Annotated in this window: 14 protein-coding genes; 7 read left to right on the forward strand and 7 right to left on the reverse strand. The window is 43.9% G+C overall.

Translation table 11 applies throughout. The features are described 5' to 3' along the window. The 4 genes from F6J90_RS03555 to F6J90_RS03570 all read right to left on the reverse strand — a co-directional run bounded on the left by F6J90_RS03555 (position 1) and on the right by F6J90_RS03570 (position 3,243). The gene (locus F6J90_RS03555) at positions 1-2,058 is read right to left on the reverse strand and encodes a ribonuclease R family protein (protein WP_293091112.1); all 2,058 of its coding nucleotides are present in this window, start codon (positions 2,056-2,058) and stop codon (positions 1-3) included. 343 nt (positions 2,059-2,401) lie between these two features. Continuing rightward, on the reverse strand, positions 2,402-2,617 hold the full coding sequence (gene rpsR / locus F6J90_RS03560; protein ID WP_008191262.1) for a 30S ribosomal protein S18: 216 nt from the start codon (positions 2,615-2,617) through the stop codon (positions 2,402-2,404). 142 nt (positions 2,618-2,759) lie between these two features. Next, positions 2,760-2,954, reverse strand: a complete 195-nt coding sequence (gene rpmG, locus F6J90_RS03565) for a 50S ribosomal protein L33 (protein ID WP_293091113.1) — start codon at positions 2,952-2,954, stop codon at positions 2,760-2,762. A 73-nt stretch (positions 2,955-3,027) separates the two neighbouring features. Then, the gene (locus F6J90_RS03570; protein ID WP_293091114.1) at positions 3,028-3,243 is read right to left on the reverse strand and encodes a hypothetical protein; all 216 of its coding nucleotides are present in this window, start codon (positions 3,241-3,243) and stop codon (positions 3,028-3,030) included. A gap of 598 nt (positions 3,244-3,841) precedes the next feature. Here F6J90_RS03570 and F6J90_RS03575 point away from each other — a divergent pair. The 4 genes from F6J90_RS03575 (at position 3,842) to F6J90_RS03590 (ending at position 10,276) form a co-directional block, all read left to right on the forward strand. Beyond that, positions 3,842-7,849: a filamentous hemagglutinin N-terminal domain-containing protein gene (locus F6J90_RS03575; protein ID WP_293091115.1), complete on the forward strand. Its 4,008-nt coding sequence runs from the start codon at positions 3,842-3,844 to the stop codon at positions 7,847-7,849. Positions 7,850-8,670: 821 nt separating this feature from the next. Further along, the gene (locus tag F6J90_RS03580; protein ID WP_293091116.1) at positions 8,671-9,201 is read left to right on the forward strand and encodes a thylakoid membrane photosystem I accumulation factor; all 531 of its coding nucleotides are present in this window, start codon (positions 8,671-8,673) and stop codon (positions 9,199-9,201) included. Between the two features lie 161 nt (positions 9,202-9,362). Next, positions 9,363-9,971 (forward strand): hypothetical protein, encoded by a 609-nt coding sequence (locus F6J90_RS03585; protein ID WP_293091117.1) that lies wholly within the window; start codon positions 9,363-9,365, stop codon positions 9,969-9,971. Positions 9,972-10,042: 71 nt separating this feature from the next. After that, complete coding sequence (locus tag F6J90_RS03590) at positions 10,043-10,276, forward strand: hypothetical protein (protein ID WP_008182312.1); 234 nt, start codon at positions 10,043-10,045, stop codon at positions 10,274-10,276. Between the two features lie 73 nt (positions 10,277-10,349). On the opposite strand, the gene F6J90_RS03595 is transcribed toward F6J90_RS03590, so the two are convergent. Further along, complete coding sequence (locus F6J90_RS03595; protein WP_293091118.1) at positions 10,350-11,150, reverse strand: hypothetical protein; 801 nt, start codon at positions 11,148-11,150, stop codon at positions 10,350-10,352. Positions 11,151-11,812: 662 nt separating this feature from the next. On the opposite strand from F6J90_RS03595, the gene F6J90_RS03600 reads away from it, so the two are divergent. The 3 genes from F6J90_RS03600 to fmt all read left to right on the forward strand — a co-directional run bounded on the left by F6J90_RS03600 (position 11,813) and on the right by fmt (position 13,847). Continuing rightward, the gene (locus F6J90_RS03600; RefSeq protein WP_293091119.1) at positions 11,813-12,556 is read left to right on the forward strand and encodes an OmpA family protein; all 744 of its coding nucleotides are present in this window, start codon (positions 11,813-11,815) and stop codon (positions 12,554-12,556) included. Positions 12,557-12,634: 78 nt separating this feature from the next. Then, on the forward strand, positions 12,635-12,838 hold the full coding sequence (locus tag F6J90_RS03605; protein ID WP_293091120.1) for a hypothetical protein: 204 nt from the start codon (positions 12,635-12,637) through the stop codon (positions 12,836-12,838). A gap of 7 nt (positions 12,839-12,845) precedes the next feature. Continuing rightward, a complete protein-coding gene (gene fmt / locus F6J90_RS03610) occupies positions 12,846-13,847 on the forward strand; it encodes a methionyl-tRNA formyltransferase (protein WP_293091121.1) in 1,002 nt (333 codons plus the stop codon). Here the strand turns inward: fmt and F6J90_RS03615 are convergent, their stop codons facing one another. Next, positions 13,848-14,216, reverse strand: coding sequence for a DUF6464 family protein (locus F6J90_RS03615; RefSeq protein WP_293091844.1), 369 nt, complete (start codon positions 14,214-14,216; stop codon positions 13,848-13,850). It lies immediately after the preceding gene. Positions 14,217-14,407: 191 nt separating this feature from the next. Further along, positions 14,408-15,667 carry a transposase gene (locus F6J90_RS03620; RefSeq protein WP_293091122.1) on the reverse strand — a complete coding sequence of 420 codons (1,260 nt, stop codon included), beginning with the start codon at positions 15,665-15,667 and terminating at the stop codon, positions 14,408-14,410. Positions 15,668-15,748: the final 81 nt, after the last annotated feature.

Genomic DNA, 15,748 nt, shown 5'->3' on the forward strand with positions numbered 1-15,748 from the left:
TTACGCGAACCTGTTCACAGCAGAAGCTGAGCCATCTTCTAGCTTTGAGTTAAAAGCAAGCTGAGCCTCTGAGTTCGCTAGTTCTTGAAAATGAATAACTTCTTTACGGGGATCAGCATGACTGACTTTAACGTGTAAGCGATCGCCTAATTGAACCGAACGCTGGAAACGCATGGGCAATTCTAGACCTAACTCTTCTAGGAGAATGTTGCCTTTATTCTCGTTTTCTCGCCACCAACTGAGTACTAATACTTGCCAAACCTGATTCGGGTTACGCCGCAAATATTCCAATCCCCAATATTTGTTGGTATCACGTTCTACTTCACTAGCGTCCTTAGCTGTTCTGGTTACACTCTGCATCGTTTCGAGCAAATGTTCAGCTTCAAACGGTAGGGGGTCACCCCGTAGATGAGCTTTCAGCTGGAAATGAGTCATTAAGTCAGTGTAGCGGCGGATGGGAGAGGTTACCTGGGTGTAAGTTTCCAAAGCCAAACTAGCGTGGCGTGTTGGGGTAATGCTCATTTCACTTCTAGGCATACACCGACGCATGGCACAGAACCGCACTGGACCCGCTGGCAATAGCAGCAGTTCTTCTTGGGAGGGAAGTTCTGGCTGGGGTTGTCCTCGGAATGGTAGGGGAATTTGGTGCAGTTGACCATAGCGTCCAGCCACTTCACCTGCCAGAATCATCATTTCTGCCACCATTTGCCGTGATGGTGAATCTTCTAACACCTCAATGGTAATTTGGTCATCATTTCCCACCTTGATTACCGACTCTGGCATATGGATGCTAATTGCCCCTTGAGACTTGCGCCACTTTTGCCGACGCACAGCCAAGTTAGCGATCGCAAACAGTTCTGTTTCTGCCTGTACCCCTAACTGCAACATTTCATCTACATCTTCATAAGTCAGGCGATAGGTGGGTTTAATCAAGCTGGGGTGAATCTGATAGTCATAGATTGCACCATCTTCATCCAAGATCACGCCAAAACTGAGTGCGCCACAGACTTGACCTTGAACCAAACTCATTGGACCAGTTGCCAGTTCCGATGGGAACATGGGAATCATGCCCGTGGGTAGATATATGGTGGTACTACGCCGTCGTGCTTCTAGGTCAAGATTATCCCCTGGCATTACCAAGCGGGTTGGGTCAGCGATGTGAATCCACAGACGCTGAGTGCCATCCTCTAGATCTTCTATACTCAACCCATCATCTATTTCTTGGGTACTTTCATCATCTATGGTGTAGAGTTTCAGATGAGTTAAATCCAAGCGATCTGAATCTGGGTCAGTAGGAGGATTTACCAGGTATTGCTGGGTCAATTCAAGTACCTCACGACGAAATTGAGTTGGGATTTTATGACGCAGCAAGTACTTCTGGTGAGGACGCCACAAACCCAGATTTACCAACAAATCGAAGGCATTTTCTGGATTTTGATGGCGTTTTAGTGCTTCCAGAGTTTCCTGAACTGCACGAGAGGGTTTATCTGGTTCACTAACGAACCGTTCTAGAGCATCAAAGCGAGTGCGATCGCTATCAAGCCACTCTACTTGCTCACCCCCTAGCTTTTGCTGTACTCGCTTCAAAAATTCTTCTTGTTCCTGGTGCTTTGATTGAGCCGCTGCCAGTTGATGCTTGATTTCAGCCACCATGCTAGCGGAGCGGGGTTCATAGGTTTGTGCCTTTTGTTTAAAATAGATTTTGTCTTCAAAGAGAATACAGTGTGCAGCATAGCACTGGGGTGGACTTTGCTCAGAAAATAATAACTGTGCCATGTCAGCACAGGTAACCGCCTCTCCTTCTTCCACCAGTAATTCCCAGGCTAATTCTAAGCTATCTGGGTCTAGATACGGTTGTACTCGAGCAAGAAACTCTGGTATTTGTGATGGCTTATAAGTAGAATCCGCCACTGTGTAGGTGACTTGTCGAGGATGGAGCTTGTGCAGTTTCCCCCGTTGATCCAAAGCAATCAAGTGGTTCTTGCCCTCTGGACGATCGACAACGGCGAGATGGCGTTCTCCTTGTAAGCGAAATTCGATTAGTGTTCCCTTTTCCACCAGTTCTGATAACCCGGGTAGCGTTTACCAAATCCACCTCCCCCCAGTCTATCCTGTGTTGTTGAGATACCCAACTCGGCAGAGGGGATCAAGTCTAAAGTCTGAAGTCTGAAGTCTGAAGTTGTCAGTGGTCAGTGTAACTCCTGGTTGGGTCGCAAGTTTTTAGTTAACCATGTCTTGATGCAGAGCGCGAGTGGGGGAATTCCCCGTGAGGCCACTGCATCGCGCGCCTCAGCCATCGATCACCCCATTTCATCCTTCATACTTCATCCTTCATCCTTCTTATTTGATATTTCATTCTTCACACGGGAAATATCCCAGAGGAAGACCGTGATTGTTCACCTTAACCTTCTTTATTAATATAGGGTAGCAAAGCCAAGAATCTTGCTCGCTTAATGGCTGTGGTTAACTTTCGTTGTTGTTGAGTCGTTAGATTAGTAATGCGGCGCGGTAGGATTTTTCCCCGTTCAGTGATGAACTTGCGCAGCAACTCAACATCTTTATAGTCGATCGGTTCATCGGGTTTGATCGGAGAGAGACGTTTACGAAAGTAAGTCATGATTCGTTTTGATTGGTTATTGGTTATTTTGGTTATGGGTTACTGGTTACTGATTATAGTCATTTGTTCTTTGTTCCTTGTTCTTTGTCAATAGTCCATTTTCCATTAAAAAATTCAATTCACAAATGACCAAGGACCAAATCTACTTGATTTCTTTGTGAATTGTGTGCTTGTTGCAATGGGGGCAAAATTTCTTCAGTTCCAGACGTGATGATGTGTTACGGCGATTCTTCCTAGTGGTATAGCGGGAAACACCAGCCGAACGCTTATTGGAGTTACTGCGACATTCCGTACATTCTAGGGTAATAACGATTCGGACACCTTTCTTACTTGCCATAGTTTTTTTTCTAAGAACTCAAATATTACAATTAAACACAATTTACTATTATCTCATGGGATGCCCCAGTCTATCAAGTAGATCCAAAATTTCTCAAGTCTCGGGAAAAACCTCCTATTGTTCCAGACCCAAAACGACTCTCGGCAGACAGGGAGATGTCGGGATCTAGGTTCTGGAACTCTGTTTCAGTCAGATAACCACCAATCGTAAACGCACTGGCTCCAAAGGGAGTAAAAGCTAGTCCTAGTGCTGACACTCCCAAACTTAATAGTAAATTACGAGTCATCATTATTTCTCTTGCCTATATGGAGTATTGCTTGTTATTGCAGTAACAACTGATCAAAGTATCCAGACTGAGTGTTTGCGTTCCCGTAGCGGCTCTGAAAGAGCATCGCGTTTGCTTTCTATCGCGTAGCGTGACCTTTTGGGCAAAGCCCGACGCTGCGCGAACGGTCAATCCCACAGCTGCTCCGTTGAAGTATCCGATTCAGCAACTATAGCGCTAATTAAAGATTAAGCGGCTCATAACTATAGCGCTAGTTTATATAACTTCAGTCCAATTAATTCACTATCGAAAATTTCAACAATTTTGGAGATGATAGGATGCTCCTGATCAGCCGCTTTGGATCAGCATTCCCTGTAGCCCTGGTTAATCTGAATTAACAAAACTTTACATCAATGGCTACCACCTATAGGTGTATAATAACTAAAATTATTCTTTCGACAAGGAATAATAGTCTCAAGCCATTATCAATCAAACTGATTAGCTGTTACTAGGTTAATCAAAACTAGGTTAATTAATACTAGGTTAATCCATGGCAAGAAATTGATTAACCTTAAGTGCCTAAGTAAAATCACCCGACCCAGGAGCAGGAGAAACCATTGCCATGGCATTAGATGTCTTGAAACGCTATAACACTCAGTTATGGTTAGCCCTATGCTTAGCCATTAGTGGAGCGTACGCATTTCCCATAAACCAAGCTAATGCTCAGATTACTCCTGATACCACTTTGCCCACGGGCGAAAGGTCGGAGCTAGACCTGGGCTCTGGTGAGGTAAATGGGAAAATTGTTGATCTAATTAAAGGAGGAGCAATCCGGGATATCAACTTGTTCCACAGTTTTTTAGAATTTAATGTTGAAAATGGGCAAAGGGTTTATTTTGCTAATCCAGCTGGGATTGAAAATATTCTGTCTCGGGTAACTGGTGCTAATCCCTCTAATATTCTTGGAACCTTGGGTGTCGATGGTGGAGCGAATTTGTTCTTGATTAATCCCAATGGGATTTTCTTTGGGGATAAAGCCAAGCTGGATGTATCTGGTTCATTTGTGGGCACCACTGCTGATGGGATTGGCTTTGGCAATCAAGGAGTGTTTAGTGCTTCTAATCCAGAGCCTCCTTCGCCATTGCTGACGGTTAATCCTAATGTGTTTTTCTTTAATCAAATTCCCGGTAATATTACCAGTCAAGCTAACTTGGAGAAGCTGGCGGTTGATAACCTATTGTTACTTGGTGGTGATGTTGAGGTTAAAGATAGTAAGATTAGCACCAATCAAGGTGGGAATATTCTGTTAGCGGGATTGGGCGCACCAGGACAAGTAGCATTAACTAGAGACGGTGACAAGCTGGGTTTAGGTTTTCCGGATGGCGTCAATAAAGGGAATGTTGTAATTACCAATAGCGCTATAGAAACTTTCGTAGCCAAAGATAGTAATGTTGATGGTGGTGAGATTAGGATTATTGCTGATTCTTTGGAAGTAGAAAACTCCGAAAATAAGACAGACCGGGGAATTTTTACTAAAACTGAGAATAATGGTCAGAAAAGTGGTGATATTAGTATCAGTGCTGATAACTCAGTATTAATTAAGTCTACTGCTAGAGAAAAACGCCAGGGAATCTTTACTACAACAGAGCAAGAAGGTGGAGAAGGCGGAAAAATCACTATCGATACTGGCTCGTTGACAGTAGAGACGGCTGAAATAGAGCAGGGAATCTTCACCACAACTAAGGGAAATGGTCAGAAAGGGGGTGATATTATCATCACCGCTGATGACTCAGTTTCTATTATTGCTTCTAATACCGGAAATCAGCATGGAATCTTTACCTTAACAACTAATGCAAACGAAGGTGAACTAAAAGGTGGACCAGGAGGAAGCATTCAAATTACTGCTGGCTCCCTGGTGATCGAATCTAGGAGACAAAACCCGGGAATTTCGGCAATAACAGGGGGAGATGGTGATAGCGGCAGCATTACCATAGATGTGACTGGGGATGTACTCCTGAAAAGGCAGGGTACCATTAAAACAGAACAACGTAATTCCAAAACAAAGGGCAGTGTCGGGAATATTTCATTAAAGGTCAATGGCAATGTTACCCTGGCTGATTACAGCAGAATTAAGAGCCAAAATAGCGGTAAGGGAACTGGGGGAAAAGTTACGATCTTGGCTGGTGGAGCAGTTGAGGTTAAATACGATAGCAAAATTGAGAGTATCGCTCAAAAAGAAGCTGAAGGAAATAGCGGGAGCATTGAGATCGAAGCTGATTCCCTATTGCTTGATGCTCGCAAAGATCCCAGCAATCCTGAATCGGAAAGAGGTCTAGTCCAAATTACGACTAAGACCGAGTCAAAAACTACCGGTGATGGCGGTGACATAAACATCCGTGTTGGGTCCCTGACGATGATTGGACCAAATAAATCCGGTTCTAGTGGTATAACTGCTAATACATCAGGAGATGGAAGCGCGGGCAAGATCACAATCATAGTTGAAGGAGACTTCATTATGAAAGATCGAGCCAAAATTGAAGCTAAATCCGAAAAGGGAGCTACAGGCAATGGTAACGACATAATAATTGAAGCTGGATCACTTTTCTTAAGCAATAGAAGCTTTATCACTACTGAGGCTAGGCCGAACAGTAAGGGAAATCCGGGAAATATCACGATAACGGCTAAGGATAAGATTGAGCTTAACAACAGCGACATCGAAGCTCTGGTACGTGCTGGAGCGGGAAACCCAGAAACAGCCAAAAACACTCCAGGAGGCGTTGGCAACATTACCATTACAGCTCGCTCTTTATCTCTTAAAAATGGAGGTAAATTAGAAGCTTTTACTCAGGGCAAACTCCCAGCAGGTAATATTACAGTCAATGCCACCGATTTTGTGGAAGTTTCTGGAAAAAACGCCAATCGCATAGTTACCGAAACTAGACTAGGAGCTCAGAGTGTTGGGGACAATGAGCCTAAGGGAGGAAAGATAAATATCACAACTGGTAAATTAACCGTATCAAATGATTCATTTATAAGCACTCGCAGCATCGGTAAATTTCAAGGCGGTGAAATCGAAATCAAGGCTAAGGAAGTAGAGGTCACGGAAGGGGGAAAAATTATTTCTACTGCCTTGAATAGTAGTCCCTTTGAGATAGTAGGCATCACGGAAGGGGGAGAACTTGAGACTAAACCCTTAAGTGAGGATAATGGAGATCCTGGCAATGCTGGCACAATTACGATTAATGCTTCAGAGCAAGTTATTGTCAGTGGTAGTGCTCCCGACTCCTCCTCAGAACGTATTGCTATTATCAATAATATTCTGGAATCACAAAAGAGGCAACTGGATAACGAAGATAATAAACTAAACAGAGAAAACCGTAAACTCATCAAAAAGCTGGATGAACTCCAGGAAAACCAGAATCAACTAACGGAAGCAGACATCAAAAACCTGGAAGAAGAGATAGAAGAAATTGAGCAAAAAATCCAAGACATAGAAATAAGAAAAAATGAGATAAAACTGGAGATATCCAATGCAGTACTTGTGAGATTTGATGATGACCCTGATAGCATGATTTCGGTGGCAGCCAGGGGAGGTAGCCAGGCGGGAGACTTGACAGTAACAACCGAAAACCTAACTGTCGAAGATGGAACCAAAATCTCAGTAAGCGCTGTTCCATTAACTCAGAATGGTTTTCCAGAAACCGATGTGGATGAGAGCGAGTTAGGAGTAGCTGGCACACTAAGCATTAAGGCTGAGTCTCTAACCCTAGACAACGGCCAACTTGTAGCTGCTACTGGCAAACAAACCAACAACGAACAAGCAGCAACTATCGAAATCAATGTACCGGGAGTGATTATACTCGATAACAACAGCCTAATTTTGGCTAGCGCTATAGGTGATGCCAATGGTGGAAATATCGACATTTCTGGTGGAGTATTAGTAGCGCTGCCTCTAACTAATGATGACAAAGGTAGCGATATATTTGCTAATGCTCAGCAAGGGGATGGTGGAAAAATTAACATCACCCTGCAAGGCTTATTCAATATGAAGGTACTCGAAGATACCAGTGCCTTTATCGACTCATCTGGAAATATAATCGAATCCTTAGCTTTTGAGAATAATGATAGTGAAATAGCAGCTCTGAGCTTGAGCAGTGGTGAATCTGGGACTGTGACCAGGGATATTACCGGCTCAGCACAGGATCCTGAGAACTTACCAACATCACTAGTTGACCCTTCAGCATTAATTGTTGCCAACTGTGCCAGTAGTGGAAAAGCAGCGGTAGATGAACTGGGTGAATTCATTATTACTGGACGAGGTGGCTTACCCCCGAGTCCCCTAGACCCAATGAATAGCCAGTCTGTATGGGTAGATTTGAGAATCCTTGATCCTCAACAAGAGAACATCGAAGAAGCTACGTCTACTCCTACCCCTGAGGTCAGTTACTTGCCCATGAGAGGGAAACGCCGCACTGCCGAGACTCCTACTCCTGCTCGTCCGAAGAAAATTGTGGAAGCTCAGGGTTGGACTGTTGGGGAGGATGGTACAATTATCCTGACGGCTCAACCGAATCATGTTACTCCTAAGAGTAATTGGTATATTCCTAGGTCTTGTGGTAGCAAGGGTTGAAGCAGTTGACCAAAAATTTTGGGTTTCAAGCCCCGTCCTTCGTTCGACGGCTTTTAAGTAAAGTGTGATAGAATAAACATGTAGCCTAGTACAGGCAGGATTCGTCGGTACTGCCAATTTCAAACAACGACGTAAAGCGATACTAGTACACGAGGAGCGTGCATACCTCGCCAAAACCCATGGATCTGCCACAGATACCGAAACCCCAGTAAAATAACCTTTTAAAACTAAACGTACCGTGGGGCACACGGGAACGGGGGAGACCCAACGCTTAGGGAGATAAGCCCACGCTCGTTTAGTTAAATTAGGCTCGATATGCGCGTTTTTAAACGGGTATTTGGCTTAAGTACTGCCTTTGCTGGATAACTAATTTTAAGGCGTGTCGTAGAACTAAGAATCCCCGCTCTTATAGGGCGGGGAGTGTCAAAGTGATACACGCTATGTATGCGATCGCGTGGGTGCAGTATTAGGACTTACGCAAATCCCTCAATTTAACGCTACCTGTAGGGTGGGCAAGGTTTTGCCCACCCTACCCATGGATTATGTGCGTAAGTCCTGAGTATATGCGATCGCATACATAGCGTGTATGATGTTAGTCTAGTTATCCTGGTAGTGCAGCCAATATGCCTGCACTACGGTTCACAACTGATTTACAATTGCTATAGTGATTGTTGCGATTTTTGAAACCCTTGGACTTGGATTCACCTTGGATTTGAGATAAGGGCTAATAATTCGGTATGATAGACGGTTTAGCAAGATTCCGATACAGGACTATTACATATAGTTGCTGTGTAAGGTGCAGATTTGTTTCCAAATGCCTATTGATTCTGGTCGGCTTACTGAGCTGCTGGTATCTACTGGGAACACCATCAGCATTAGCAAGTTTCGATGATGACAGCTATGATGGTAATATTTTTGCTCTGTATGCTGGGAATGGCTCTATAGTCCCACCACGAATTACCTTAGAAGATTCTTTGCGCAGGAAAAAGCCAGCTTTGTTGGTGTTCTACGTAGATGACAGTAGGGATTGCAAGCTATATTCTGTCACTATCTCTAAGTTACAGGGGCCTTATGGTAGGGCCGCGAGTTTTATTCCAGTCAACATCGACACTTTGTTACCCGAGGCTACCTATACACCGACAGAAGCGGGATACTACTACCAAGATTTAATTCCCCAGACAGTACTGATTGACCAAAAGGCAGAGGTAGTACTCAATGAAATTGGACAAGTTGCTTATGAACAGATAGATGATGTGTTTCGGGAAGTGTTTAACTTACTGCCCCGTTCAGAATCTGTAGAGTTAAAGCTGCGCACTGTCAATGATATTAATGCTCAGTTAACATCAGAGTGATTTAATTTGGCTACTGGTTAGACATCCATCCGATGAAACTCCCACAACTTAACATGAAGACAATTGTTTTAGTCATGAGTGAACTGCAATTGCCGTTTACCCTATTTTTTGGTCACGTTTACGGGTTAAGCTATTTGTAAGTACAGTTAACATCCGTGCTGATGTCCAAGGTTTACAGCACACAGGAGCTAATCAAAATTTTGGCTCAAGAGCGTCGTTCGTGCATGAATGGGCAACGTCTTAATCTGGCAGCTTCGGTGTCTGGTAACCCTGTGATTGATCGCTTTCTGAAACCGGAGGGAATTCAAAAGTTCAGTGCTTATAACGACTTTAAAGCCGCAGTTCACAGCTACCAACGGCAACACCAAGTTTCAGGCATTATTTGGCGGGAACTGACTATGAAAGGAAAGACTCTACGTTATCCTGCTATTGACGAGCAGTTAGCCGCCCTAGAGAGTGACCTGAAAATCCTGAAAGCTGCCAAAGCTGACCTCTTAGAGTTTTGGCATAGAGGCATCCAAGGTATGGACTTATACCTAAGTATTAATTTTGGTAGAGACTATCAAAAAATTATGCCCAATGATGTACAAGAGGTCGCCCATAAAACGGAATGGGCAAATCTCTATGAATATAAGAATTACAACTTTTGGGAAATTATATTGCAGCTAGGTTGGGGGAAACCTGAGGAAGCATCCTATAAACGGGGATGGCCGACATCAGGAAGTGAGTACATTCATGCAGTTAATCCAGGCAAGCGCCCAATTTGTTGACCGCTATCGCCAGGTCGATGGGTTGTGGGGTGCATAAAGCAGTATTATAAATAAACGAGGAGCGGTCAAACATGAAGGAACAAACTATTAATCAAGTTATTGATCAACAAATAGAAGAATTGGACTATTCAATTCGACAGGAATTAACCAAGCTTGGCAATCAAGCCGCAAAGATGGGTTTAATTGGGGGACATGGTTATTACTTAGGAAGGTACGAAATTCTATGCAAAGGTCAAATATTCACCCTTTCACCAGAAGAAGCTTACTCTTACCTAAAAAAATTGGTAGCACAACACCAAAGGTAATTGGGAAACTATGAATTGTGAAGGATGAAGTGTGAAGGATGAGTTTTCATAATTCATCCTTCATCCTTTGGGATTACCAGCGTGCCTGGGAACCAGACCAAATGTGTTCTACTGATTTACCATAAACCATAGGTTCATCCTCAAAGGTAAGAGCAGTGTAACCATTGGGTTCAACAGACCACATTGGCCAATACTCATTGCCCAACTCACCAGCCTTAAATAGCACTTGATCTGGATTAGCTTGACTCCAGCCTAGCAACAGTGCGTTAGTATAATGGATGCGCTCAGGAGCCAAGGTGGTCACCGTATTTTGGTTGCGATCCCAAATTACTGCGTAATCAGAACCATCTGACGTATTAAAAAAACCTTCAAATTGCCGCCCTAGAAGGCGATCGCTTGACTCTGTCCAAGACACGGGAATCAGAATAGCGATTGCGCCGCTTAATTGATCATCATTATGATGGTTAGCTAAGGGAGAAGATGCAGTGATGATGCGCAAGTGTCCAGTCTGCAAATTTTCTAGAAACATCACACTACTGATGCGGCTGCGGTACAGTTCTGGCTGTGCTTGTAGTTGAATGCGACTATAGGCAGCATACTTGCCATCGGGAGACACTAGTGATTGGCTGCGATAGTACCTAAACCCAAAACTCTGATTAGCAACCAGTTCAGCGTGGGTTTCCAAGACCCAATTCCAAGGAATAGGATAAGGGCTATTGAGTGGGTCACTCTGAACGTATGGTTCGGTTAGATCAGGTTTGATAGCTCCTGTTACTTCCCTTAAAGGCTGGGAAGATAGCACCGATGATTGACTGGCTACTAAGGATTCATTAGCCTTGGCTTTATCGACATATAGGCTAGATGTTATCAACATCAAAGTTGCTAACAAGAGTCCTAGTGGTTGATTTTTAAGCCATCCTGATAAACTCAATTGCCTTTTCAACATTGATTAGTCTTTCAGTTACTAATTAGCGTTTCTAGTTAGAGGAGCAACCCCAAGAAACTAGAATATAGTTCCTTAAATTTAGGTGTAAAAGGTTAAAAAGTGATCAACTACCCCGTCCGAACCTGCATTACGAACGGGTTTTTTTACACTCAGTCAGTTGTCTAAACCCTCGAATATCAAGCTACCGAAGGCAGACAAAGAAAATAAGCCAGGGAAAAATAAAAAATTAACACTGAACCTTCCCCTAAGAGGTCTTGGCTGAAGTGGGTAGCCCTCACACAAAAGTTGTCAGGCTTGACATTGGAATTAACTGGTTGGTTTGGAGGTTTTAGTGTTATGATAGCCATTTGGAATTCAACCTGGTTTTTTTGAATTCTTCTATAATGTAAAATACCTGCGCTTGACCCCTAACGGAGTACAATTGGAGCATCCTGCCTCATTATGTTGAAGGAGATCTAACAAAATTCGGTGTGACTCAACCCGCTACTTCCAACACCAATACCAGACCTGAAACCTCAATAAGTATACTGAACTGCCTACTAATCTTAATTTTCAGGCTACTACTGCTAGGCGTAGGGAGTGGCTTGGCCGTGATATTTGGCATTGTTGTTGCCAATGGTTACCCTAACCCGAATCCAGAAAAACCCCTGATCTTAAAATTACTGGAGCATCTGGATAACAAGCGAGAATCAGCGTTTTTCAATTTTAGTTCAATTCGGGAACCAACGGAAGCCAATCTACTAAAACAATTGACACCGGTTCAAAGAGTCCAGGTCAAAGCTCAGCTAAGTGATTTAGACAAGCGACTGAAGAGATTGAGTGAGGACGTGACAATGTTGGAAACTCAATTGGGAACCTCGGGAGGGAATGAATCTCTTGAAAGGCGCATCCAAGGGATCACTTTGCTTCTGAAGGAACCATCGACTCCAAGTAGCAATGCTCCATTAGTTGGTAATAGCAATGGCAATCGACTAGCTGCCTCGGCTGCCGACAAGTTGAAAGTCACGTTGCCCAGTGATATTTTATTTCAGGAAAGAAACAGTAAGTTACGTCCAGAAGCAGGTTTGATCCTAGACAAAATTGTCACAGATTTGCAAGCCTATCCCAGTAGTACAATCCGAATTGCTATCCACACCGACAACCCCCGCGAAGCCAAAGAGAATCGAAACCTTTCATTTGAGCGTGCCAAAGCAGTTCAGCAGTATCTTAGTAGCGCTTTAGACGATTCATACCGTTGGCTGATTATTGGCTACGGAGAAACTCGTCCTCTGGTAGCTAATGATACTGAGGTTAATCAGCAACGCAATCGTAGGGTGGAAATTGCTGTGGATTAGTCATTAGTTATAAGGTTAGAAGGTTATTTGGTTGAAAGTTATTTGGTTGTTTCCCTTGGGCGTCCCTTGTAGGGTAGGTTGAAGATTAGAGCCTTAACAACTCAAATCTGGATGTATAACCAGCTAACTTTCAACCAGCTAACCTTCAACCAGCTAACCTTCAACCAGCTAACCTTGGCCAAAAGGCCACGCGTGCGCGTTCAACCAGCTAACCTTCAACCAGCTAACCTTCAACCAGCTAACCTTCAACCAGCTAACCTTCAACCCATTAGTTATTGGTAATTTCTAGATGCGAGTTGTATTCTTTGGTACTCCCCAATTTGCTCTACCTTGTTTGGAAGGTTTGTTGAACCATCCTGAATTTGAGGTGGTGGGTGTGGTGACTCAGCCAGATAAGCGTCGAGGACGTGGTAACCAGCTGATTCCTTCCCCAGTGAAATCAATAGCATTAGCACATCAACTACCAGTTTGGCAACCGCAGCGCCTGAAAAAGCATAGGGAAACCCTAACTCAGCTAAGGCAGGTAAAGGCTGATGCTTTTGTCGTGGTTGCCTATGGGCAGATTCTCTCCCAAGAGATTTTGGATATGCCTACGGGAGGTTGTATCAATGTACATGGCTCAATTTTGCCTAAGTATAGGGGAGCAGCTCCGATCCAGTGGTGTCTTTATAATGGTGAAGCCCAAACGGGCATCACAACGATGTTGATGGATGCTGGAATGGATACTGGAGCAATGCTCTTGAAAGCATATACACCAATTAGACTATTGGATAATGCCGAGGATTTGGCACAAACTCTGAGCAATTTGGGAGCTGATTTGCTGATTGAAACCCTCCTCAAGCAAGAGTTACAGGACATCCAACCAATTCCTCAAGATGACTCATTGGCTACCTATGCACCACTGATTCAAAAGTCAGATTATGGCCTAGATTGGTCACGCTCTAACTTGGAGTTACACAATCAGATCCGGGGATTTTTCCCAAACTGTGTCACCTCATTTCGGGGTAAATCTCTGAAAATCAGTGCCACTGTTCCCTTAGATTCGGCTTACTTATCCGAGTTGCCTTCACAGTTAAAAATGCGATCGCAGGAGTGGTCTAATCTTGATGTTGGTTCAGGTCGTCCTGGAGAAGTTGTCAAGATTGCCAAGGCAATCGGTCCAATTATTCAAACTGGAAATGGACTGTTGTTGTTGCAGCAAGTGCAATTAGCTGGCAAACGTGCTCAATCTGCTTGGGATTTTGCCAATGGTATGCGTTTAGAAGTAGGAGAAGTTCTAGGTAATCCTTAGTTAGTTAGTTCCGGTTTTCAAGGGTTCGTAAAAGCGGCAAGAATCACAGGGTCCGTCTGGATTGACTGCACAACGAATCAATTCAGAGTGAGCATTGAAATAACAGCTGGCATCCCCAATCACCCAACGCCCCTGGAGCAGGCTTTTTTCACTAGGGTGTCCAAAAGACTGCACATACAGAGCAATTTTATGCAAACGATAGCGCCCTGACTTAAGACAGTAGCGGTGGCGGCGCTCTAAAACTGTGTAGGTTTTACCTTTAAAGTCGAGATAGTTACCGGGTTGAGGTATCCAATCCAGTTGAACATTGCCAATGGTCTGACGTGGGTGGGTCAAAATTAACTCTGTCGGTAGAGAATCAGGCTCCATAGTGCTTATTGTCATTCACGCTACAGTTGAATGGTATCGCAGGCTGTGGGCTGACTATCTAGCCCAACAGAATTCTACATAGAATTGTCCGGTTAAGTACAACATACTGCCGCTCTTCTTGAAGACTGGATTGATCAACGAAGTGATTAACCGGAGTTGATATTACCCATAGTGACTACTCCCACATCAAATCAAAGATTATGATGTGGGCTTCTCAGATTTACAAATGAGACTTGCTGCTCGACGGCATCTTGTGCCAATTTACCACAGCCATTGAGCGGCAGTCCAACCGCCAATAATCCACGATTTAAAATGTTGATGCCACTGTTCCAGTCCCTGTCAATTTTGACCTTACAACTGGAACAGTGATGAACGCGATTACTTAAACTTTTTTCAACTAATGAGCCACAATTAGAACACTCAATACTTGTTCCCCGTGGATTAACTTCCTGGACTAACAAACCGCGTCTTACCGCTACTGCTTGTAATATCTCCAGGAATGCGCCCCAGGCTGCATCATGTATTGATTTAGCTAGTTTAGTTCTTGCGAGTCCTTTGATATTTAAATTTTCGTGAGCATAATGGTCGTATTTACTGCATAACCAATGAGCAACTTGATAATGAAATTCTTTTCGGCAACGGGTTAAATGAAGATGCAATAAAGCCACTTTCTTTTTGGCTTTTTCCCAGTTTTTAGACCCCTTGACACGGCGCGACATTACTTGTTGAGCTAAAGCCAATTTGTTTTGAGCCTTACGATAAAACTGAGGAATAGGGATAGCTTCACCGTCTGAGGTGGTTAAAAATTTTTCTAAGCCAACGTCGATACCGACAGCAGATCTAACCGAATCCACAGGTAACAGCTCAGGTACGGTATCATCTTTCATGGAAATGCAACAATACCAACCATTAGCCTTTTTGACGACAGTACACTGTTTAAGAGTAAATCCATCTGGTATTGGTCTATGCATGACCACAGGTATTTGACCAATGCGACTGAGCAATAGAAAGCCATCTTTTAGATGCGCCCCCGCACGCGGGCTGTTCACACGTGGAAACACGAATGACCTTAATTGACCTTGTTTCTTGAAGCGAGGTCTTCCCCCGCGTAACCCATGCTTCACCGGCTTCCGCCATCTATCCCATGCTTTGTTGAGCCGTTGTAGGTTAACCTGCTGAGTTTCTGCGTAGATTTGTTTGTAATCAGGGAATAGCCGTTTAGTTTCCTTGAGAGCTGCCTGTTGGGTGTAATAGTTGACCGCTTCTGGAATAACACCTATCGGCTCACTAATCAAGCTACATCTATCAATCGGTGAGCGAGTCCGATGGAGCCAATCAAGTCGTTGCCCTAGAGCATAGTTCCAGTGACGACGCAACAATTCGAGCCACCTTTCCATGATGGCTATCTGTTCGGGACTTGGTTTGATTCTGTAGCAGTACGTTAATATCACTATGCTATTGTACCACTTACGTTCGCACCTCAAGCAGCGTCGGCTCTGCCGAAAGCGTGGCCGTAGGCCAATCGCGCAGGG

Origin of the sequence: Moorena sp. SIOASIH, assembly GCF_010671925.1 — a bacterium.
Classification (GTDB): domain Bacteria; phylum Cyanobacteriota; class Cyanobacteriia; order Cyanobacteriales; family Coleofasciculaceae; genus Moorena.